Source organism: Ferdinandcohnia sp. Marseille-Q9671, assembly GCF_976954385.1.
Genome location: NZ_CDRJTA010000003.1, coordinates 90,622 through 110,646 on the forward strand (window position 1 = coordinate 90,622; position 20,025 = coordinate 110,646).

Genomic DNA, 20,025 nt, shown 5'->3' on the forward strand with positions numbered 1-20,025 from the left:
ACTTACTTTAACAAAAATCCTTATTAATGACCATATAAAAATATTGGTTACACTTCTTTCAGTGGTTCTTCTGATTGATCACGAACCCTACTAATAAAGATGAAAGCAAGGATTAAGCTCCCAGCTGCAGCCAGAAATAGTACGCTAAATCCAAATAAATCGATTAGATAGCCTAGGGTAGGAGGGGAAATGATCGCGGCCAAAGAAGACACTAAATAATACAAACCAGTTCGAGTTCCAAAACTGTTTTCGTTTCCAGTTGAAACAATCAAAGGGTATGCATTTATATTAACAAAAGCCCAAAAGACGCCCCCTAAAAATAAGATCATACGTAAAAATAAAACAGATTCAACCCAGTTTAACAGCAAGAAGGAAACAATTAAACCGACAACACCGACTAGAATGACATTCTTCTTTTCAAACCTCGCACCCAAGAATCCACTCGGAATCGCAAAGATAACAAAGCTTAACGAAAAAAAGGTAAGGGAGAATGCAGAAGCACTCCTTGATAATCCTAATTCATTTACACCATATAATGTAAAAAGAGCCTCCATCCCTTGTATAGCAATAAACCAAAAAAAGATAGCAGCTAACAAGTATAAAGTAGGAGAGTTTAACTCTTCTTTATAATTTAGTTTTGGTACATTGGTCTCTGTATAAGAAATTGCATCCCGGTGTTCATTAATATTTTTATATACAATCCAAAGGGTAATTAAAAAAACGACCGAAACAGCAAAAAACGGAAATGTCTCATCAATACTGAAGAGGAATGAGCCAATACTAAAGGCAAGAATTGCTCCACAGCCCCCCATAAAATTAATGATTCCATTTGCCTTTGTTTGTTTGGATTCGGGAGTTATATCTGGCATAAGTGCAATGGTGGGGGAACGAAATAACGCCATGGACAAGTTCATGCATAACATAAATATGAGTAGGGTAAATAAGCCAGTGTGCAGAGGAATGAGTGTATAGAATAGGGATGCAAGCGGTACACCAATTAATATATACGGCATTCGGCGGCCAAAACGTGTGCGTGTTCGATCACTGAGCTGTCCGATATACGGCTGTAGAAAAAGCGCAATATAATTATCGATTGTCATAAGAAAGCCAATCAAAGCTGTACTTGATATGTAGTTATCAAGAAAAAAGGGGACAAATCCGTTATATAGGGACCATCCTAGACTAATACTAAAAAAACCAAAACCCAATAGCCACGTTTTTTTCATGGAAGCTCTCCTCGTGAATGCGTTTTGAAAAATCAGTGTAAGGTAAAAACATACTACTAATTGTATGCTGGATACTAGTACTTTTTTCCTGTTCTTCAATTATCTTTTCAAACCATTGTATTTGCTTTAAAGTGTGAAAATATTGTATCGTAGGTAATATGTGAAAATGTGTGTAAGAAAGTGGGAATAAAAAATGAAAGAACCAAGTGTTATTTTTTTCGATATAGATGGAACGTTATTAAACCATAAAAAGGAACTTCCACAGTCAACAAAGGATGCTATTTTTACTTTGAAGGAACTTGGACATGAAGTTGCCATTGCAACAGGTCGGGCTCCTTTTATGTTCGAGGATCTACGCGAGGAATTAGGAATTGGTACATATGTTAGTTATAACGGACAATATGTCGTTTTAAACGGAGAAGAGATCTATCGTAATCCATTACATATCAAGTCACTTACTAGCTTAACTGAAAAAGCACTTGCGAATAATCATCCAGTTGTTTACATGGACCACGAAGATATGAAAGCCAATGTCCCAGAGCATAGCTATATTACAGAAAGTATAGCTACGTTAAAAATAAATAGCTTTCCTGCATACGATCCTACCTATCATGAAGGTCGTGATTTGTATCAAACTCTTCTTTTCTGTCCAGAAGGAGAAGAAGTGCAATATGAGACAGAGTATACAGACTTTGACTTTATTAGATGGCATCCGGTATCCGTAGATGTTATTCCGAGTGGCGGTTCTAAAGCTAAAGGAATTGAAAAGGTAATTGAAAAATTAGGCGTATCAAAAGAGCATATATATGCTTTTGGTGATGGATTAAATGATATTGAAATGCTTTCCACTATTCAAAATAGTGTTGCCATGGGAAATGGGGAAGACGAGGTAAAAGCAGTAGCAAAACATGTAACAAAGTCAGTTGAAGACGATGGGATTTTACATGGACTTAAAATGGTGGGCTTATTATAAAACGAAAATAAGGTGTATGTTTCTTTTCACAGCTATATGTTAGCTGTGTTTTTTTTTGTGGGGTTTGCCTTCTGAAATGGTAATCACGTTTCCATAAATTGCATGAAATCTATTTAATTTCAAATTTGTTTCCCTTATAATAGAATTATATTATTTCGAATTGCGAAACATTTAGAAAGGGGAATTTTTATGACAAAGGGAACAATCCTACGATCAGAGGTACCGATTGAACAAACGTGGAACTTACGTGACTTGTTTGAAACTGACGAGGCATGGGAGAAAGAATATAAGGCTGTTCAAAAGGATATCGAAACTGTAACACAGTTTAAAGGGCATATTGGAGATAGTGCAGAAACTCTGTTGGACTGTTTAGTGGCACAGGATGCATTATATGAAAGAGTCATACGCGTGATGAGTTATGCAGATTTACATATGTCAGTAGATGGTACGAACCCAATTTATCAGTCCAACGCTGCACGTTCTGCTTCATTACTTTCTACTGTCAGCGCAAGTTTGTCCTTTATTAAATCGGAGCTGCTTTCAATTGATACAAAGACCCTTCAATCATATATGGAACAAGAGCAAGGTCTACAAGAATTCCATAAAACATTATCTGATTTGTTAGAAGCGAAAGAACATACGCTTTCACCTGATGCGGAAGAAATCCTAGCAGCCTTTGGGGAGGTACTAGACTCTCCGTATATGATTTATCAACGAAGTAAAACGTCTGATATGCAGTTTTCTTCATTCACAACGGATGATGGAGTAGAACATCCATTAACCTTTAATTCATTTCCGACATATGAGGATTCGGCGAATACAGAGTTACGTCGTAAGGCATCCGCAGCTTTTGCCGCAACGCTTACTCAATATAAAAATACATATGCAGCAACTTTTGCTACAGAAGTAAAAAAACAGGTCATCGAAGCGAAATTACGTGGGTTTAATTCTGTTACAGATATGTTGTTGGACGAGCAACAGGTAACGAAGGAAATGTATCATAATCAATTACATACTATTCAAACCGAATTAGCGCCACATATGCGTCGTCTTGCAAAACTTAAACAACGTGTATTAGGTCTTGATCAGATGTATTATAGTGATTTAAAGGCACCACTTGATCCTGACTTTGATCCGAAGGTTAGCTATGAGGAAGCATCAAAGCTAGTTCTTGATGCCCTGCAGGTAATGGGGCAGGAATATATTGAAATTATGGAGCAAGGAATTCAAAATCGCTGGGTGGACTTAGCGGATAATGTTGGGAAACGGTCCGGTGCATTTTGTTCAAGTCCATATGGTGCACATCCATATATTTTAATGACATGGAATAATTCAATGAGAAATGCCTTCACACTAGCTCACGAACTAGGGCATGCAGGCCATTTTGTCTTAGCGGGGCGTAACCAACGAATTTCTAATACAAGACCTTCCCGATATTTTATTGAGGCACCTTCAACGATGAATGAAATGCTGTTAAGTAAACATATTTTACAACAGTCAACAGATGCTCGTATGAAACGATGGGTTATTCTTCAATCCTTGGGCACCTATTACCATAACTTTGTCACGCATATACTTGAAGGAGAGCTACAACGCCGTATCTATGATTTAGCTGACAAAGGAACACCAATTACAGCTAAACTGTTATGTGAAGAGAAAACAGAGCTTCTCTCTGCTTTCTGGGGTGAAGATGTCGTAATGGATGAGTTAGCTGGACTAACTTGGATGCGCCAGCCACATTATTACATGGGTCTATATCCGTATACGTATTCAGCCGGACTTACAGCTTCAACCGCAGCCTCACAATTGATTCAGGAAGAAGGGCAGCCTGCTGTAGATCGTTGGTTATCCGCATTAAAAGCAGGTGGTACACTAAAACCACTAGACTTGATGAAGCTCGCTGGAGTGGATATGACAACACCTGACCCAATTAAAAAGGCAGTCGCATATGTTGGTTCGTTGGTGGATGAACTTGAGAAAAGCTTTGAATAAATAGCATCATGACTAGTCATCGGTAGTAAACAACGTAACTGATGGCTAGTTTTTTTGGCCTAATGAGGTGTAAAAAACATTCAAAGTCATAACCTATGGTAGAGAATATACTAATACAACTGTGATATAATTTGATTGTTTAAAAAGGAAAATTTTGAGGAAGATCGAATATAATAAGTCGGCAAATTCTCCACGGTATCATACTATACTAGCGGTAGAGTAAATTGTAAAAAGGGGATTAGCATGGATAATATGGAGAAACAATATTCAGATGAGAGATTCTGGGAAAAACTAAAGAAGTTTGCACTAAGAGCAGGTCATTCTGTTGTTTATACTGCATTATTGCTTTATTATGTTCTGCAAAAACCAAACCTTCCTACAAAAGCCAGAGTAACAATTATCGGAGCATTAGGATATTTTATTTTCCCGGTTGACCTTATTCCAGACCTTGCAGCTGGAATAGGATTTACAGATGATTTAGGGGCTCTAGGTGTTGCGCTATTTCAGGTTGCCATGTATATTGATGAAGATGTAAGGCAGAAGGCAAAAGGAAAGCTAGTTGATTGGTTTGGGGAAGATGTTGATACAACCGATGTTGACGAAAAGCTGTAATGTATTGACATTGAAATCTAATGTCGAGAAGGTCGAACTACCCACCGTCAGCTTGAAGAGGAAGGTAGTTCTTTATTTACTTTTATAGATCGTGGTGTCTTCGGTTCATAATCTAAAATTCCTCTATTTTTCATTCGGTCAAGGTAAGCTTTGATTGTGCTTGTTGAATTTACCGACCTACAAAGTCTTGAAAGCTCACGAAGGGAAGGTGAGTTGTTATTTTTCACGATGTATTTTTCGATTTGTTCGAGAATCTCTTGTTCTGTATGTTCCATTCGCATTTGTAGGGTTTTAATTTGCAAATCTAACCTCTCCTTTTTTCCTCGGTACGGCAGCAGATAAAATACTATTTATTTTAAAGGTTCTTTTTTTACCTCTTAGTAAGCAATAAGCTTTTATCGTTTCTTCATTGACTTCTAAGATCTTAATACAACGTTGGGTTAGGATGCCATTTTGAGACATATAGATGATTTCGATTGCTGTATGTTGAAGCAGAGCTCTATTTAATATCCCGCGCATACTATCATCTCCTTTTTTACATTATATACGAACATATATTCTAATATCAACAAAAATAAGAACATTTATTCGTATTTTTAATAAATAAGGACTGGTGTGCCGATGGGAACGGTTCTTGCTAGTTCTTCTACATCATGATTATACATTCGGATACAGCCTCTCGAGACGGCTTTCCCAATTGAACTAGGGTCATTCGTTCCATGAATCCCGTAATGCTCTTTTGATAAGCTCATCCACATTGTACCGAAGGGTCCTCCGGGATTTGGTGCCTTATTAATAATAATAAAGTTTCCAATGGGGGTACCGTGGAGCATCCTGCCAACTGCAATTGGATATTGTTTTTGTACAACCCGGTTTCTCAGTAAACGTAACCAACGGCTCCCAACGGATACCTCGATTTGGAAGGGGAGAGTGTTAGGATCTGGAAAGCCAGGAATGATAATAGATTGACCAATATATAGTACATCTGGGTTTATCGAAGGATTGCTTTGGATGATTTCAAAAAGTGGTTTCCGATAATCTCTTGATATTTGTCCAAGTGTTTCCCCTGGTTTAACTATATGAATCAATGGGATTACCTCCTTATTTAATTTATATAGTCTATTTAAATGGCATAAAAATAGAGCCTGTTTGTAACAGACTCTTCAGACTGTTGACAAACGCTCGCATACTGCGTTGCTTGCCTCTCTCGTCCGCTCATGAAGGTAACTTCTATTCGCGTCTTCGATCGACTGCGCGCCTTGTCTGACAACCGTTTTCAAGACAGTCTGGGGAAAGTAATTTCTTTTTAGAAGTACTGATTTTGTCTACACTCTAAAAGAGCCTGTTTGTAACAGACTCTTTACTTTATACGATAATATTCCTTATACCAGTTTACAAACTTCACAAGGCCTTCTTCAATCGATGTTTTTGGAAGAAATCCGATTGCTTCATGTAAGTCTGTAATGTCTGCATAGGTTTCTTTTACATCACCTGGTTGCATCGGGTAAAGCAGGATATTGGCCTGTTTCCCAATTGCATTCTCTAATGTTCGGATAAAATGAATAAGGCTTACAGGATTGTTATTTCCTATATTATATATTTTGTAAGGTGCGTTGCTAGAACTAGGATCAGGATTCAAGGGGTCCCATTTTGTGTTTGCACGTGGGGGATGATCGAGTAATTGAATAATCCCCTCCACAATATCATCAATATACGTAAAATCCCTCCGCATATCACCATTGTTAAATACCTTAATAGGTTTGCCCTCAAGTATATCCCGAGTAAATGAGTAGTAAGCCATATCGGGGCGTCCCCAGGGTCCATATACAGTAAAAAAGCGTAGCCCGGTAGTGGGGATGTGAAAGAGATGGCTGTAAGTATGGGCCATTAGCTCATTAGATTTTTTAGTTGCTGCATAGAGACTTACTGGATGGTCGACAGTATCTTTTGTTGAAAAAGGGATACTTGTGTTTGCTCCATATACGGAGCTTGAAGATGCGAATAACAAGTGATCGACTGGATGATGGCGACAAGCCTCTACTATATTCAAAAAACCGATTAAGTTTGAATGGATATATGAATAAGGATTGTATAAGCTATAGCGTACTCCAGCCTGGGCGGCTAGGTTAATGACGATATTAATTTTTTCTTTATTAAAAACCTCGTTAAGTTTATCGGAGTCTGCCAAATCTATCTGGTAAAAGGTAAAATTATTATTCTTCTGCAATAATGTGAGTCTATTCTTTTTAAGACGTACATCATAATAGTCATTCAGATTGTCAATGCCTATCACATGATAACCTTTCGAGAGCAATCGTTTTGTTAAATGGAAACCAATAAAGCCTGCTGAGCCAGTTACTAGAATACTCATGCTGTGATCAACCTTCCTCGGTTAAAGGAATTGGAGTTTTGGTCCATTCATCATATGTTTTTTGGTCTGCATTTCTAACATACTCTAGGAAGGATTCAAAGAAGCCTCGTTCACGAAGGTCTTTGAATAACTCGAGTGGACGATCCTGATCACGTGTAAAGGAATAGACATGGTCTACCATTTTGAGTCCGTTAGTAGTGATAATAACATGACGTAATGGTGCATCGATTTGCTTAAAGCGCTTTTTCTTCATCGTTGTTAAGATATCGAGTAGTCCTTTTGCAATTTCATCTGGGAGTTTGGATTGCTTTTTTAGATACGTATTAAGGTCCGGTCCTGATAGATATTCCATTACAACGTAATTTTTCTTTGCTTCGTGTACTTTTGGAATGAATGATAAATCCTGACATGATAATAAAACCTTCTGTTCTTGTTCTGCATGTGTTATTTTGCCATAGACCTTTACGCAACGATCCTCAGATAATCGGTACACAGCTCCCTGATGACCTTTTCCTATGAGCCATTGTGAAAGGGAGCTATCAACTTTAACACTGCTACCCTTATCTGGCATAACGAGAAACTTTTTAATGCTCATTTTTTGGTTGAAGAATTGGTCCCATTCTTTATAGGTATCAGGTTCGAGTTTTTGAACTTGCATGAGGAACGAATCTTTTAATAATAGTAAATTTAGATCGCGAATTAATTTAATAGGAACGGGATGTACTCGTTTAAATGCATTTACATGGTCGATTACTTTTAATTCATTATTTACGATAAAGATATGACGGAGTGGTGCATCAAGCATGGTGAACTTTGCCTTTTTAAATGATTTTAGCAAGTGTAATAAACTCCGAGTAATGTCTTCTGGCATATACATGCTTCCTAGAAGATACTCTTTTAAGTTGGGTCCATTCAGATACTCCATTACAATATAATTTTTCCCTGTTTCGTATACCTTAGGCATAAAGCGGTTCTTTTTAGCTGCTTTAAGTGCATCATTTTCCATCTTTGCTTGAAGTGGATCCGCATAAATTTTTACGCATTTTTCTTCAGTAAGCTTGAAAACTGCACCTTGTGAACCCATGCCAACTAGTGGATATGTTGTGGGATTTTGAATCTCAAGTGTTTTTTCACCTTTAGTTACAGTAATTGAAGTGAAATCTTTCATTTCAACCCTCCTAACAGTTCATCATAAAAGCGGGCTTGCTGTGCGAGCTGTGCTTGTAATTCAAAGTTTTGTTCAACTTTTCTACGTGCTGCGGTAGCAAATGGATTCCATAATGACTGGCTTGTCAGCATATGTTCAAGTGCAAGTGCAAGTTCGTCAATATTGTTTTCTTGGACTAAAAAACCATCGACATTATGGGTAACTAGTTCTGGAATCCCAGCATGAGTGGTTGAAACAACAGGAAGACCAGTTGCCATCGCCTCTTTTACTGTATTGGGAATCCCTTCGACATCCCCATTAGATGCTGTAAGACTCGGGGCACAGAAGATATCAGCATTTCTCATATGCTCATGAACTTGAGCCTTTGGGATACGCTGTACAAGACGGAAAGAATCGCCTAAATTCAACTGGTTTGCTAATGAAACAATATACTCTTCTAATTTGCCACCCCCTATTATGGTTAACGTGGCATTTGGAAATTTTTCACGAATTTTTGCGAAGGCTTGCATCAAAATGTGATGGCCTTTCTTTTCTACCAGTCTTCCCATCGCTAGTATATTTTGAGATTCTCTAATTTCAGGTGGTCTATATTGGAATTGGGTAAGGTCTACACCCCCATATAGGACTCTAATTTTCTCCTCCGGGCAACCCCAATCCATGATTCTTTCCGCTAGATAATTACATACAGGGAAAAAGAGTTCAGTACGTTCAAACAACATTTTCATATGGTCTAAATAGGTGAAATGCTGATCAGCCAGTGTACCGTCTCTCCCTCTTATGCTTGTGACCATAGGGAGGCCAGATTTTTCTTTAAAGGGAAGCAACAAAATTCCCAGTTGTCCATGATGGGCATGAATCAGTGATACTTTTTGTTTCTTTACGTATTTTTTTGGATCGACAATTTCATTCAGATAGTAAACCTTATCATTTAATAGGGACATATCTACCATATATTTAGGCTGTCTTACGAGATGAATATAGTCATAGCCTGGAATATTTCGAATTTGAGGAATGTATTGGGTAGGGTCAACTCGTAAATTTAAATGAAGAGCAGTAGGCAAATCTATCGACTCCTTTCTTCGTAGTAGTCTTTTCAATTACTCTATGCACAGAAGTACATAGGAGTTTGGACAATACCCCTAAAAAACAAAATTTTTCAAATTAGTTGATAGGCTAATAGAGATGGTACAAAAGTGGAGTAGGAAAGTGCACATAAAAAAACACCAGGATTTTGGCCTGATGTGTTTACGGTTTTGTTGTAATGTTATGGGTGGAGCTGTTCGAAGGGACTTCCTTGGTGTTTCCATTCACACCGTTTGTTTCTAATAATGTAAGTATTCGATCGAGATGAGCTGGGTCTTCAATTACGACAAAGTTTATGAAAGGAAGTAAACTCTTTACCTTGATTGTGAGTTTGTAGCTGAAATTAACACGGTCATGCATGCCATATAAGTCATGCCAACGTACAATCTGCTCAACTTCGTATTCTTTTACTCTACTATAAGGAAAATATCTTCCTTGTAGAATAATGCCTTTCTGTAATAGAAAAAGATTCCCTCTGTGTTGGACAGCACTTAAGAGAACAAAAAACAAATATGCCATGGAAAAGAAGGAAGATCCTAAAAAGTCTGTCGTAAGGACGACTATCAGCAAACCTAGAAGGATTACTATTACAATAGTAGTTCCCCATTTAACAAATTTATACGATTTGGTTGTCTTAGTAAGAGGTTCCATCTCCTTATACTCGTTCGGTATAAGAATACTACGAAACTCCTCCTCGGTTCGGGGAAAAAGTGCATCCTTTGATATATCAACTGCCTTTTTAATGCTAAGTCTATACTGAATCAAATAATACACACCGAGAATGTAAACAATTGTAAAAAAGATATTGAAAAACAAATGACCACATCCTAACATGGTTTTACGAATAACCTTATATATATTTTTTCAAAAAATTAACTGGAAATCAAGTTTTTTGCAGAGGTGGGAGATAATGATGAGTGGATTGTGAGAATAGAGAGGGGTCACAAATGTTATGACCCCATGTCTTATTGGTCTGCTTTTTTTGCATCCTCTACGATATGGTATAGCAAATGGGCAAGATGATGGATTGGACCGTACTCTTCCTCTTCGTCTTCTGACTCTTCATCAGAGAATGCAAGGTCACTGAGATACAATGCCATAAATTCATAAAAGTCTTTAAGCTCAAAAGAAAAGCAGTATGTAGGATCTTCACTATTCTCTTCATATTGCAAAGCTAGATAATGTATATTACCTTCTGAATCAGCTCCATCAAAAAAGACAAAAAATCCTATATTCGTATCAAGCTCAAAAAGATGTCTGGTACCGCCTTCTGTTACAGTATTAAAATCCTGTTCATCTAATATAGATACATTCATACCTTCAACGCCATCTTCCTTGTGGAACGAGACAGTCATTGTTTTCATGTTCAACACCTCCTTTGTTATTTTCTTAGCATGTACAGAATGTAGCGGTTTAAATCAAATGAATCAAAAATAAACTCTATGAAATAGATATTTTAATATAGTTGTGAAACTATTCTTAATTTAGTAGACTTTAGTTATATTTTCTATTTTTTGTATTTTGAATGGAGAGACCGATGAACACAGCATTGATTAGAGTAATATGTAAGCAATTAGCGTTATGGAGCATTACAACGGTTATCCTTATGATTGTAATCTTTATACCTAGGGATGTCGTCTATGAAACTAGTAAATATGGAGATATACAAAACATCCTATATGACTATAGTATAGATAGCCATATATCTACTATAAAGGAATTTTTTACATTTATCCAGGAAAACCAAGGGTTAGGAGACTATTCTGATGGGAGCTCTGTTGAAACACATGTAGTAAAAGCAGCAGAAAGAAGCCTCATTATCATAATCCCAGCTATCTTAATTGGTTTCTTTTTCGGAATTATAAAAGGGGTTTTTGATTATTTTGTAAAGAACAGGAAAATGGGAGTGGGAAACGGTATAACGTGGTTTATGCTTTCTGTACCAGATCTCTTTTTCATGATTATGATTCAACTTTCGCTTATGTTTTTATACGAGGTGGGAATCTTTCCACATATTGATTTATTTGGCCATGAAAAACTTGAAAATATCATTGTGTGTATTTTATTTTTGTCTCTGTTTCCCTTGTTTTTTATAGCCAATATTACGTATACGAGTCTTCTTGAAGAAGAAACAAAGGATTATAATACTACAGCAAGATCAAAAGGAATTTCCCATTTTAAAATGATTACGGTCCATATGTTGAAAAATGCCTTACAGAAAATAAATGTGAGTAGTAACACAATGACTTTGTATGTATTATCGAATTTATTTATTGTGGAATTCTTAACAAACTATCGAGGAGCAGCCTTTTATTTTCACAAGGCAATTGCTTCACCAAGAAGTTTTGTAGAAGGAAGCAATTTTTCTATGAACACAAATATTGCAGTAGGCTTTGTACTTTTATTTACCCTCATTGTTTTATTTTCAAATCTCTTTTTCCAAGTACTTAGTCATATGGTATCACCGAAAGGAAAAAATACATGAAGAATCCATCATTGGTTATTGGAACAATACTTTTAAGTTTCATTTTTATTTTGGCTATTTTTGGTCCATATTTTCCTTTTATAGATAAAGAGTTAACTGAACATTTATATCTAACGTATGAGGATGGAACAATGGTTACACCACCGTTTCCTCCTTCTGAAGACTTTCTTTTAGGAAGTGATCGACAAGGTGTTGATTTGCTAAGTCGTCTTGTGATTGGAACAAGGGAAACACTGTTGATTATCATCAGTGTTGTATTTGTTCGAATGCTAGTTGGCATGCTACTGGGGATGGGGGCTTTTTATTCAAGGTTTCTTAAGGGAGTATTACAGATTTGGTATCAGGTTTTTTCTTATATACCGCCCATTTTTCTACTTGTTATGATTGTGGGAATTCCATTCTTTTTGTATTCACCTAACCGACCGTTATGGTTTATTCTCGTTCTAGCCTTGCTAGAGGTTGGTAGAGTAGGAGACGTAATTCATAAGCATGTAACTGCAATTTCCGCCCAGCCTTATTATGAAGCAGGTATTGTTGCAGGAGGAACACCATTAGGCTTATCTCGAAGATATTTATTGCCAAATATGTTGCCTCAACTTATAACACTGATTGCAAATGAGTTAGGCCGAACACTGTTTCTAATTGCTCAACTTGGGATTGTAGGCATATTTATTAGTGTAACATTTGAAAATGATGCATCAGGTGCTTATTATGCTGTAAACACCTCGGACTCCTGGCCATTGGTTCTATCGACTGTGTTAAAAGATATGTGGGGGGTAAAAATAATTCCGTTTAGTGCAATCTTCTTGATCTCTATCACTGTCCTATCGTTCTATTTGATCGGAAACGGACTAGTCAAGAAAATGAACAAATGATAAGCATACGAAAATTAATTTTTAAAAGATTGATAGTTTGTATGTATAGATCCGTAAATCCCTGGTTATCCTTGCTAAAGAGGTGAGGAACGGATGAAGATGACTATTGCATTAATCTTATCGTTTGGGATATTAGCTGGGTTTTATTCGAACAATCAGGATGAAATGATAAATAGGAATGACCTTGAGGATTTAAAAGTAGTTGCAGAGAATAGTGATGTAACAATTACTTCGTGGATGGCCCTTTCAAGAAGTAAGCTAGGGCAAGCGAAGGATAACGATGATATGAAGCTACATGTTGAGAAGATAATGAATGAATATGATACTTACAGCTGGAAAAGCATACTTGAAGAGGAAAATAGTCATTATGTGTGGCAAGGGACGAGAGAAAACAAGCTAGGTATAGCTGAATCAATCAAGCTAAAAGCATATACGTCAGGAGCGAAATATGAAATAGCCATCACACATGAGGCAAAGGGTAATGAGCTTACAAATGACCAGCTAGAGTGGGTTAGCCAATCTTTTGTAGACGCTGATACGTTTTATACAGTTTCCGGTGTAAGTCAGTTTAATAGCAATCAATTAGAAGAGGTAGCGACTAGCATTATAGCAGCTACAAACGGAGAAGTTGTAGAAAAGCTTTCTGAAAAGAGATTTGTTTCTGTTTCTGCATATTCACAAGCTTTTGAATCAGAATTATTAACAGCAAATCAAGAGAAGATTAATCTTCAGGTTGGTTTGCGAGCAGATGTAGAAAAGAATAAAATTGATATCACAATCGGTACACCGATTATTACAACGGAATATTAACCGAAGGCTTAGGATTCTCTAAGTCTTTATTTTTTGATCTAGATGGAGCGGAAAGGTGTATTTTTATGAGTTTATAAAGTTTTGTGATAAATTAAAATAATATATTAGGAAGAAAGGATGAACAAAATGTCACTAGAAAGTGTAAAAGAACATTTTAAAAAGTGGAACCGTGAAAAGGATGTAATGGAGTTTGATACGGTAAGCGCGACGGTCGATCAAGCTGCAGAAACAATTGGTGTTGCTCCAGAAAGAATCGCAAAGACTCTGTCATTCCGAGGAGAAGGAGAAACTGCCATTTTAGTAGTTACTGCAGGCGATGCAAAAATTGATAATAAAAAGTTTCGACATACCTTTGGTTTTAAGGCACGTATGTTATCTGCAGAGGAAGTAGTAGAACAAACCGGGCATGTTATCGGTGGAGTGTGCCCGTTCGGACTAGCAAACAAACTTGATGTCTACCTGGACGAGTCAATGAAACGTTTTACAACTGTGTTTCCCGCATGTGGAAGCATCAACTCAGCCATAGAATTAACCTGTGATGAACTATTCCTCTATTCAGACGCAATAAAATGGGTCGACGTATGTAAAGGGTGGGAAACAGAAAAGACAGCGGAGAAGATTGCAATACATAACGAATAAGTGGGTCAGAGGGACAGGTTCTCTGTCCCAAAATTTATAGGGAGTATTGTATGAATCTTCTCTCTGACGCTTATCGTGATTTTTATTTCTTCCTGTTGTATCCTCGATCTTCAAATGGTTGAAGTTGTTCAATCCATTTGTTCTCTAGCTCTAACAATGCTTCCTTTTCATTAAAATAGGGGTCATCTTTCTTTTTAAGAGTCTCTACAATATCGATACTGAATGCACTTTCACCATATTGACTCCATTCTTCTTGGAGTTTTTTGTTTGTCGGTGAGGCTGTGCCTGCATTTAAACTGAATTTTAGTCCGTTTAACGTTTTAAGGTTTCTGGTACTTCCGATGAAAAGCTTCCCATTTTTATTGTTTTTTATTTGATAAACACCTGCTTCAATGGGAGTTTCTTTGTATTGTTGCTTTAATTCTTTTTTTCGATTCACTGTAGACACTCACTTTCTGCTTATTGTTTTAGCCAATATTGACTTCCATCAGGCAACCTCTCCAAAAAGCCATAACTAATCAAATATCTCCGAATCAATACGTAATCATCATACATATTTTCTAAAATCTGGTTGATTTCTTTTTCTGTGTAAGTATTATTACTTTCAAAGCATTTTGTAACTTCACGCAGAACAATCAATCTTTGTTTTTCCTTCGGAGGGAATTTTGTTAAGCGACCATGTATCCCATTAGGTAAAAATTTATGAATAATATCTTGTTGTTCCTCTTCCGTAACAGCGTATCGTTCATCTACCATTGTTGCTGTTTTATGTGGTGGAACAAAAGCTGGTGCATATTGGTCTTTTTCTTTTAACAGTTCCATCATTGCTAAAAAAGTCTTGGCTTGACGTTCTTTCTCTTTTAACACAAAACGATGATGTCTAATTGTAGAAGTACTGCCAATCCCCATCTCACTTTGAACTTCTTTATCACTTTTACCTTGATAAAAAAGACGGAGAAGATGATTTTGATGATCAGTTAGCCCAGTCAACTTCTTATCCAGACCAATTAAATAATCAAATACTGATTGATGAGTAGTCTCGATATGAATTCGCATATATCTTTTTGCCTCATAAAAAACACCTTCATGAGGATAAATGACACCTTTTTCAATTTTCTCTCCACATAGAAGACAAATGTATGAATCTGGCTCTTGAATATACCCCTGTTTAAGTTCCTCTAATGAGGCATTCCAAAAATTTTCAGAAATATCCACTGTTCAAACACATCCAATCAGAGTTTAAGGTAGAACAAACACACTTTCAAAATGTTTATTATTCATTAAACATAATATAATGATGTTGGTTTATTGTCAAATGTTAGGTCGGAATGTTTGTTTATAACCAAACGTTCCTATGTGACGTTTATAAAAAAAGAACTAGGCTTATTTAATCCTAGTCTTTCACGCATCATCTATTTAATCAATCCAAGTGATACTAATCCTTTGTAAACCCCAGAATTCTCGACGTCGGTTGTTTTGTATTTTGCAAAGGAAATCAAATCAGGATGAGCATTCCCCATTGCAAATCCTGTACCTACAGTTGAAAGCATTTCTTTATCATTCATTCCGTCCCCGAATGCCACAGCCTGTTCAGGTGTTAATTGAAGTGCCGCTAACACGGCTTTAACTGCAACTCCTTTATTCACTGTGTTACGTATGACATCTCGGCATGTTTTCATTCCCTCAACATTAACAGAGGATAAATGAATGTCTTTGAGGTGGCGATATTTTTCTTCGGCCTGTTCCTCAGTTGTTATAATTGTTGCACCTAAGAACTCTTCTTTTTTATCTGCACTATACAAGGAGTTCTTTCTCAAATGAAAGGTCTTAATGAACTGTTTCACAATTTGAGGTTCCATGTTTGTAAAAACATTTTTATTCTGTGAATATAGAACGACATCAAAATTGTGCTCATTTGTTGTTTGTAGTAGATTCTCAACTAATCGAGGACTTAATGGTTCGTTAAAAAGTGTGTCTCCACGACGGATTGCAAATGCGCCATTATATGCAATATAAGATGATATGGAGAGTTCGTCACCGATCTCGGTAATTTCGTGAAGTGGTCTTCCTGTTGCAAGAAAAACCTCTATTCCTTTTTGCATAAGCTGGGTAACGGCTTCCTTGGTAGAAGGTTCAATCGTGTCATCTGGACGTAAGATCGTGCCATCAATATCTAGGAATACAATTTTTATATCAGACATTATAAGACTCCTTAGTGTTTTTACAGAATAGTATAACACTTTTTACCGTTATTAAGCAGAAACGCGACATCCTGTGCCAACGTCTTTATGAACCACCTCGTGTTAACCTAAAAAATCGGGCGCAACTATACCAAGGTGCATTTGATAATAAGTGAGTGCATGTTTGAAACCTAATAGTGTTCTTAATCGTATATAAAAGTACGGAGGAGGGAACGGCATGAGAGCAAAAATTGTGGGAGTTATTCTTTTTTTTCTAGCGTTATTCGTGTTTTATCCAATACAAGGATTTGCGGTAGATTTTTGGATTAATGATCTAAAAATAGATGCGCATCTAAACGAGGATGGAACCGTAAAGGTAATTGAGACCCATGTATATGAATTTGATGGGGAGTTTAATGGTATTACTCGGGCCATTGATCCGAAAGACGGAAGTGAAATTAAGGGCTTTTCCGCAACTGAAAATAATGCCACGTTAAAAGTGGAAAAAGATGAGGATCTTTATAAAGTTTATCGAAAGGGTAAGGATGAGACGATTACGGTCGCACTCTCTTATACAATTGAAAAGGGTGTTGAAGTTTTTCAAGATGTTGCCCAATTTTATTGGCCATTTTTTGATGATAGAAATGAATCAACCTATGAAAATCTAACAATCAATGTATATCCGCCACAATCAACAAGTGATGTGATTGCGTTCGGTTATGATGAGGCATTCCAATCGGAAGCTGTTCAGTCAGATGGGGTCGTTATGTTCCGTCTAGGGGAGGTACCGAGTGAAACGAATGGTGATATTCGTGTTGCTTATGATAAAACTATCTTCCCGGCAGCAACATATGTCACCGCAGATCTGCCTATGAAAGAGGAAATAGTGAATGATAAAAACGAGTTGCTTGCCAAAGCACAGGAAAGAGCAGATGCAAAAGAAACACTTTCAATTGTAGCTCAGATATTAATTCCTGCTTTTATAGTTATGTTTCTATTTTTTATCATACGGAACTGGAGGGAAGCTAGGGCAAAGCTTGCAGCTTTAGGAAGAGAAATGACCAATGCGGGTTCTCTGCCAAAACAGGATCTAAGCTTACCTGCAACAATCTCTTTTACGAATCATAACTACCTGCCAACACAGGCAAAGGCTGCTGCCTTACTAGACTTAGTGAGAAAAAGACTGGTTAGGCAAGTCTCCGATGAAAAGTTTCAGCTCGTGAATGAGACAGGAGCCTTGCCGCATGAGAGTATTTTAATAGAATGGTTATTTAAGAAAATCGGTCGAAATGGGGAATTTAGTTTTTCAGATCTCGCTGCATTTTCCGACAACAAGAATAACTATGATAAATATTCTAGTTTTCTAATGAAATGGGGAGAGGCTGTTCGAAAAGAGGTAAAGGATCGTACTCTTTATGAGGATAAATCTAAATTGAAATTATTCCTTGGTTTATCAAGTATCGTGTTGGTACCCTTTTTATTCCTGTTTCCTATTTATGATTTATTAGGATGGTTTCTTCTAGCATTATTTTTGTTTATAGGAATACTTGTTTACGTGTTCACATATCGACCTAAAAACCTAGAGGGACTACGTATACACCTAGAATGGAAGCAATTTAAAGAAAGCTATCAATCACTATCACCTGAAGAGTGGAAAAAATGGCCAGAAGATGACCAGATGAGAGCATATATCTACGGCCTAGGTCTTGGAGATAAAAAAATGATAAAGCAGAATAAGAGACTAATTGAGGCATTTTCGTCACCTTACCATTCTAATAATGGGTTTTATCCATATTCCATTTACTCCTTTGGACATGTTGGACCGAATGCTACCACTATTTTTGAAACGGCAGATAGTTCCATTGGAAGTAGTAGTAGCAGTAGTAGTAGTAGTAGTAGTAGTGGGGGAGGAACTGGTGGTGGCGGAGGAGGATCTGGCGCATTTTAACTATTATTCTGCGTTATGTCCCATATTTGCCAGTGAATGTCCCAAAAAATTAGGGTTATGTCCTATATAACTTGGTGGGTGTCCCATATATTTCAGACTATGTCCCATATAACTAAATGATTGTCCCATATAAAAACGGCAACCAAACCAAGTTTTGGATGCCGTTTTTTTTACTAAATAAGCAAGTATAAGATTTTGAACATGGTTTTTGGTGTCTAGAACCAGGCGACACCGTCCTGAGGACCTAAGGTTGCGAGCCTTGCACTTTTAGTTAATATAATTTTCCTTGTCTGAAGAGTACCGTTGATAATCTCATTACGGAGTGAATATAACAGTTCTGACGTAATGTGAAGGAGTCACTAAAGAATACCGGTAGAATCGAGTCTAGTGTTCCCTTCATTTTCTCAAATAATTGAGTAAATACCTCTTCCTCGCTATAAAACTGAGTTTCTCGTCCTTGTAACCATTCTAAGTAAGATACAATCACTCCACCTGCATTCGCGAGAATATCAGGTATGACAATGACACCTTTCTTACTTAAGTACTCATCAGCATCCTTTGTTACTGGTGCGTTTGCACCTTCTACAATAATGGTAGCTTTTATTTTATCCATATTAACCTTGTGTACTTGGTCCTCCAGTGCAGCGAGAATCAAAGTATCGACATCAAGATATAGGATGGCTTCTCGGTCTAGAATTTCTGCTTTAACTCCAGCTCCTTCTAGTTCTTCAGATGATACTGGGAGATCCCCTCTGTTACCCCCAGTGTACTTGATGAGAGATGGAATGTTTAATCCATCTTCATTATACAACGTTACATTTCGGTCACTGACTGCCACCACTTTGTTTTGCAAGTGTGAACAATGGTATGCCTCTAAAGCGGCGACTGAACCAACATTTCCGAAACCCTGTACAGCTAGCTTCATCGTCTTGTTTTCAAGGTCCGCCACAGTTTTGGCATATACATTATCTGTTTTTGTCAGTAAACTTTTTTGGTTTGTAAGGAAGTCATGAAACATATATCGGAATGTGAAATATACACCTTTCCCTGTTGCTTCGCGTCTTCCTAGAGAGCCACCATTCACTACTCTTTTTCCGGTGAAACTACCCCTATAGGGAGTACCTGGTCGGATGCTTTTATATTCAGCCATCATCCAGTCCATCTCGCGTTCTCCTGATCCGACATCTGGAGCAGGTATATCCTTATCAGGCCCTAAGCTATCACTAAAATAACGGACATATTTTTTACAAATGAGGTGTAGCTCTTTTTCAGATAAGGTTCGAGGATTGACGACAAGTCCCCCTTTACCTCCACCAAACGGAACATCATGAAGAGCGTTTTTCAACGTCATTAGTGATGCTAGATTAATAACCTCATCTTCATTAACGGTTTCATGAAACCGAATACCACCTTTATATGGTCCTAGTGCATTATTGTGTTGTACACGGTAGGCGGGAATTCGCACCACCTGCCCATTTTCTAAAGGAATTCGCAAAAAGGATTTATGTACATGGTTTGGAGTAGAAAGTATGGAGGCTAACGAAGAAAAGGCTTGCTCACGAGTCATACCTGTTAATTCAGGTATAAAGGTATGATCTTTCATTAATGCATCTAAAGATTGTTGGACAACTTGTTTTGTTTTATTCAATTCCATTCCCCCTTG

Annotated in this window: 21 protein-coding genes; 8 read left to right on the forward strand and 13 right to left on the reverse strand. The window is 37.2% G+C overall.

Features of this window, described 5'->3' with window-relative positions; genetic code table 11:
- Positions 1–47: 47 nt before the first annotated feature.
- Complete coding sequence (locus tag ACWNMY_RS13180; RefSeq protein WP_449538723.1) at positions 48–1,226, reverse strand: SLC45 family MFS transporter; 1,179 nt, start codon at positions 1,224–1,226, stop codon at positions 48–50.
- 193 nt (positions 1,227–1,419) lie between these two features.
- Here ACWNMY_RS13180 and ACWNMY_RS13185 point away from each other — a divergent pair, with 193 nt between their 5' ends.
- The 3 genes from ACWNMY_RS13185 to ACWNMY_RS13195 all read left to right on the forward strand — a co-directional run bounded on the left by ACWNMY_RS13185 (position 1,420) and on the right by ACWNMY_RS13195 (position 4,803).
- Positions 1,420–2,199, forward strand: a complete 780-nt coding sequence (locus ACWNMY_RS13185) for a Cof-type HAD-IIB family hydrolase (protein WP_449538724.1) — start codon at positions 1,420–1,422, stop codon at positions 2,197–2,199.
- Positions 2,200–2,388: 189 nt separating this feature from the next.
- Positions 2,389–4,191, forward strand: coding sequence for an oligoendopeptidase F (pepF, locus tag ACWNMY_RS13190; RefSeq protein ID WP_449538725.1), 1,803 nt, complete (start codon positions 2,389–2,391; stop codon positions 4,189–4,191).
- A 252-nt stretch (positions 4,192–4,443) separates the two neighbouring features.
- On the forward strand, positions 4,444–4,803 hold the full coding sequence (locus tag ACWNMY_RS13195) for a YkvA family protein (RefSeq protein ID WP_449539127.1): 360 nt from the start codon (positions 4,444–4,446) through the stop codon (positions 4,801–4,803).
- A gap of 47 nt (positions 4,804–4,850) precedes the next feature.
- On the opposite strand, the gene ACWNMY_RS13200 is transcribed toward ACWNMY_RS13195, so the two are convergent.
- The 8 genes from ACWNMY_RS13200 to ACWNMY_RS13235 form a co-directional block, all read right to left on the reverse strand.
- Entirely contained in the window at positions 4,851–5,105 is a 255-nt protein-coding gene (locus ACWNMY_RS13200) for a LexA family protein (protein WP_449538726.1), read from the reverse strand.
- Complete coding sequence (locus ACWNMY_RS13205) at positions 5,095–5,322, reverse strand: hypothetical protein (protein ID WP_449538727.1); 228 nt, start codon at positions 5,320–5,322, stop codon at positions 5,095–5,097. The genes ACWNMY_RS13200 and ACWNMY_RS13205 overlap by 11 nt, the downstream gene beginning before the upstream one ends.
- 77 nt (positions 5,323–5,399) lie before the next feature.
- The gene (locus ACWNMY_RS13210; RefSeq protein WP_449538728.1) at positions 5,400–5,891 is read right to left on the reverse strand and encodes a L,D-transpeptidase family protein; all 492 of its coding nucleotides are present in this window, start codon (positions 5,889–5,891) and stop codon (positions 5,400–5,402) included.
- Between the two features lie 272 nt (positions 5,892–6,163).
- A complete protein-coding gene (locus tag ACWNMY_RS13215; RefSeq protein ID WP_449538729.1) occupies positions 6,164–7,174 on the reverse strand; it encodes an NAD-dependent epimerase in 1,011 nt (336 codons plus the stop codon).
- Positions 7,175–7,181: 7 nt separating this feature from the next.
- Positions 7,182–8,342, reverse strand: coding sequence for a hypothetical protein (locus tag ACWNMY_RS13220; protein WP_449538730.1), 1,161 nt, complete (start codon positions 8,340–8,342; stop codon positions 7,182–7,184).
- The gene (locus ACWNMY_RS13225) at positions 8,339–9,403 is read right to left on the reverse strand and encodes a glycosyltransferase (protein WP_449538731.1); all 1,065 of its coding nucleotides are present in this window, start codon (positions 9,401–9,403) and stop codon (positions 8,339–8,341) included. Before ACWNMY_RS13225 ends, ACWNMY_RS13220 begins: the two co-directional genes overlap by 4 nt.
- Before the next feature lie 184 nt (positions 9,404–9,587).
- On the reverse strand, positions 9,588–10,241 hold the full coding sequence (locus ACWNMY_RS13230) for a hypothetical protein (RefSeq protein ID WP_449538732.1): 654 nt from the start codon (positions 10,239–10,241) through the stop codon (positions 9,588–9,590).
- A gap of 149 nt (positions 10,242–10,390) precedes the next feature.
- Complete coding sequence (locus ACWNMY_RS13235; RefSeq protein WP_449538733.1) at positions 10,391–10,789, reverse strand: cytosolic protein; 399 nt, start codon at positions 10,787–10,789, stop codon at positions 10,391–10,393.
- 173 nt (positions 10,790–10,962) lie between these two features.
- Between ACWNMY_RS13235 and ACWNMY_RS13240 the strand changes: the two genes are divergently transcribed.
- From ACWNMY_RS13240 to ACWNMY_RS13255, 4 genes are all read left to right on the forward strand, one after another.
- Positions 10,963–11,910, forward strand: coding sequence for an ABC transporter permease subunit (locus ACWNMY_RS13240; RefSeq protein WP_449538734.1), 948 nt, complete (start codon positions 10,963–10,965; stop codon positions 11,908–11,910).
- Positions 11,907–12,785 carry an ABC transporter permease gene (locus ACWNMY_RS13245; RefSeq protein WP_449538735.1) on the forward strand — a complete coding sequence of 293 codons (879 nt, stop codon included), beginning with the start codon at positions 11,907–11,909 and terminating at the stop codon, positions 12,783–12,785. Before ACWNMY_RS13240 ends, ACWNMY_RS13245 begins: the two co-directional genes overlap by 4 nt.
- A 93-nt stretch (positions 12,786–12,878) precedes the next feature.
- On the forward strand, positions 12,879–13,595 hold the full coding sequence (locus ACWNMY_RS13250) for a YwmB family TATA-box binding protein (RefSeq protein ID WP_449538736.1): 717 nt from the start codon (positions 12,879–12,881) through the stop codon (positions 13,593–13,595).
- A gap of 126 nt (positions 13,596–13,721) precedes the next feature.
- Positions 13,722–14,234: a YbaK/EbsC family protein gene (locus ACWNMY_RS13255; protein WP_449538737.1), complete on the forward strand. Its 513-nt coding sequence runs from the start codon at positions 13,722–13,724 to the stop codon at positions 14,232–14,234.
- Positions 14,235–14,316: 82 nt separating this feature from the next.
- Here ACWNMY_RS13255 and ACWNMY_RS13260 read toward each other — a convergent pair whose 3' ends face one another.
- The 3 genes from ACWNMY_RS13260 to ACWNMY_RS13270 all read right to left on the reverse strand — a co-directional run bounded on the left by ACWNMY_RS13260 (position 14,317) and on the right by ACWNMY_RS13270 (position 16,435).
- A complete protein-coding gene (locus ACWNMY_RS13260) occupies positions 14,317–14,673 on the reverse strand; it encodes a GIY-YIG nuclease family protein (RefSeq protein WP_449538738.1) in 357 nt (118 codons plus the stop codon).
- A 20-nt stretch (positions 14,674–14,693) separates the two neighbouring features.
- A complete protein-coding gene (locus ACWNMY_RS13265; protein ID WP_449538739.1) occupies positions 14,694–15,449 on the reverse strand; it encodes a DUF2087 domain-containing protein in 756 nt (251 codons plus the stop codon).
- 197 nt (positions 15,450–15,646) lie between these two features.
- A complete protein-coding gene (locus ACWNMY_RS13270; RefSeq protein WP_449538740.1) occupies positions 15,647–16,435 on the reverse strand; it encodes a Cof-type HAD-IIB family hydrolase in 789 nt (262 codons plus the stop codon).
- Positions 16,436–16,652: 217 nt separating this feature from the next.
- On the opposite strand from ACWNMY_RS13270, the gene ACWNMY_RS13275 reads away from it, so the two are divergent.
- Positions 16,653–18,362, forward strand: a complete 1,710-nt coding sequence (locus tag ACWNMY_RS13275) for a DUF2207 domain-containing protein (RefSeq protein ID WP_449538741.1) — start codon at positions 16,653–16,655, stop codon at positions 18,360–18,362.
- Positions 18,363–18,633: 271 nt separating this feature from the next.
- Here ACWNMY_RS13275 and ACWNMY_RS13280 read toward each other — a convergent pair whose 3' ends face one another.
- Positions 18,634–20,010 carry a Glu/Leu/Phe/Val family dehydrogenase gene (locus ACWNMY_RS13280; protein ID WP_449538742.1) on the reverse strand — a complete coding sequence of 459 codons (1,377 nt, stop codon included), beginning with the start codon at positions 20,008–20,010 and terminating at the stop codon, positions 18,634–18,636.
- Between the last annotated feature and the right edge of the window lie 15 nt (positions 20,011–20,025).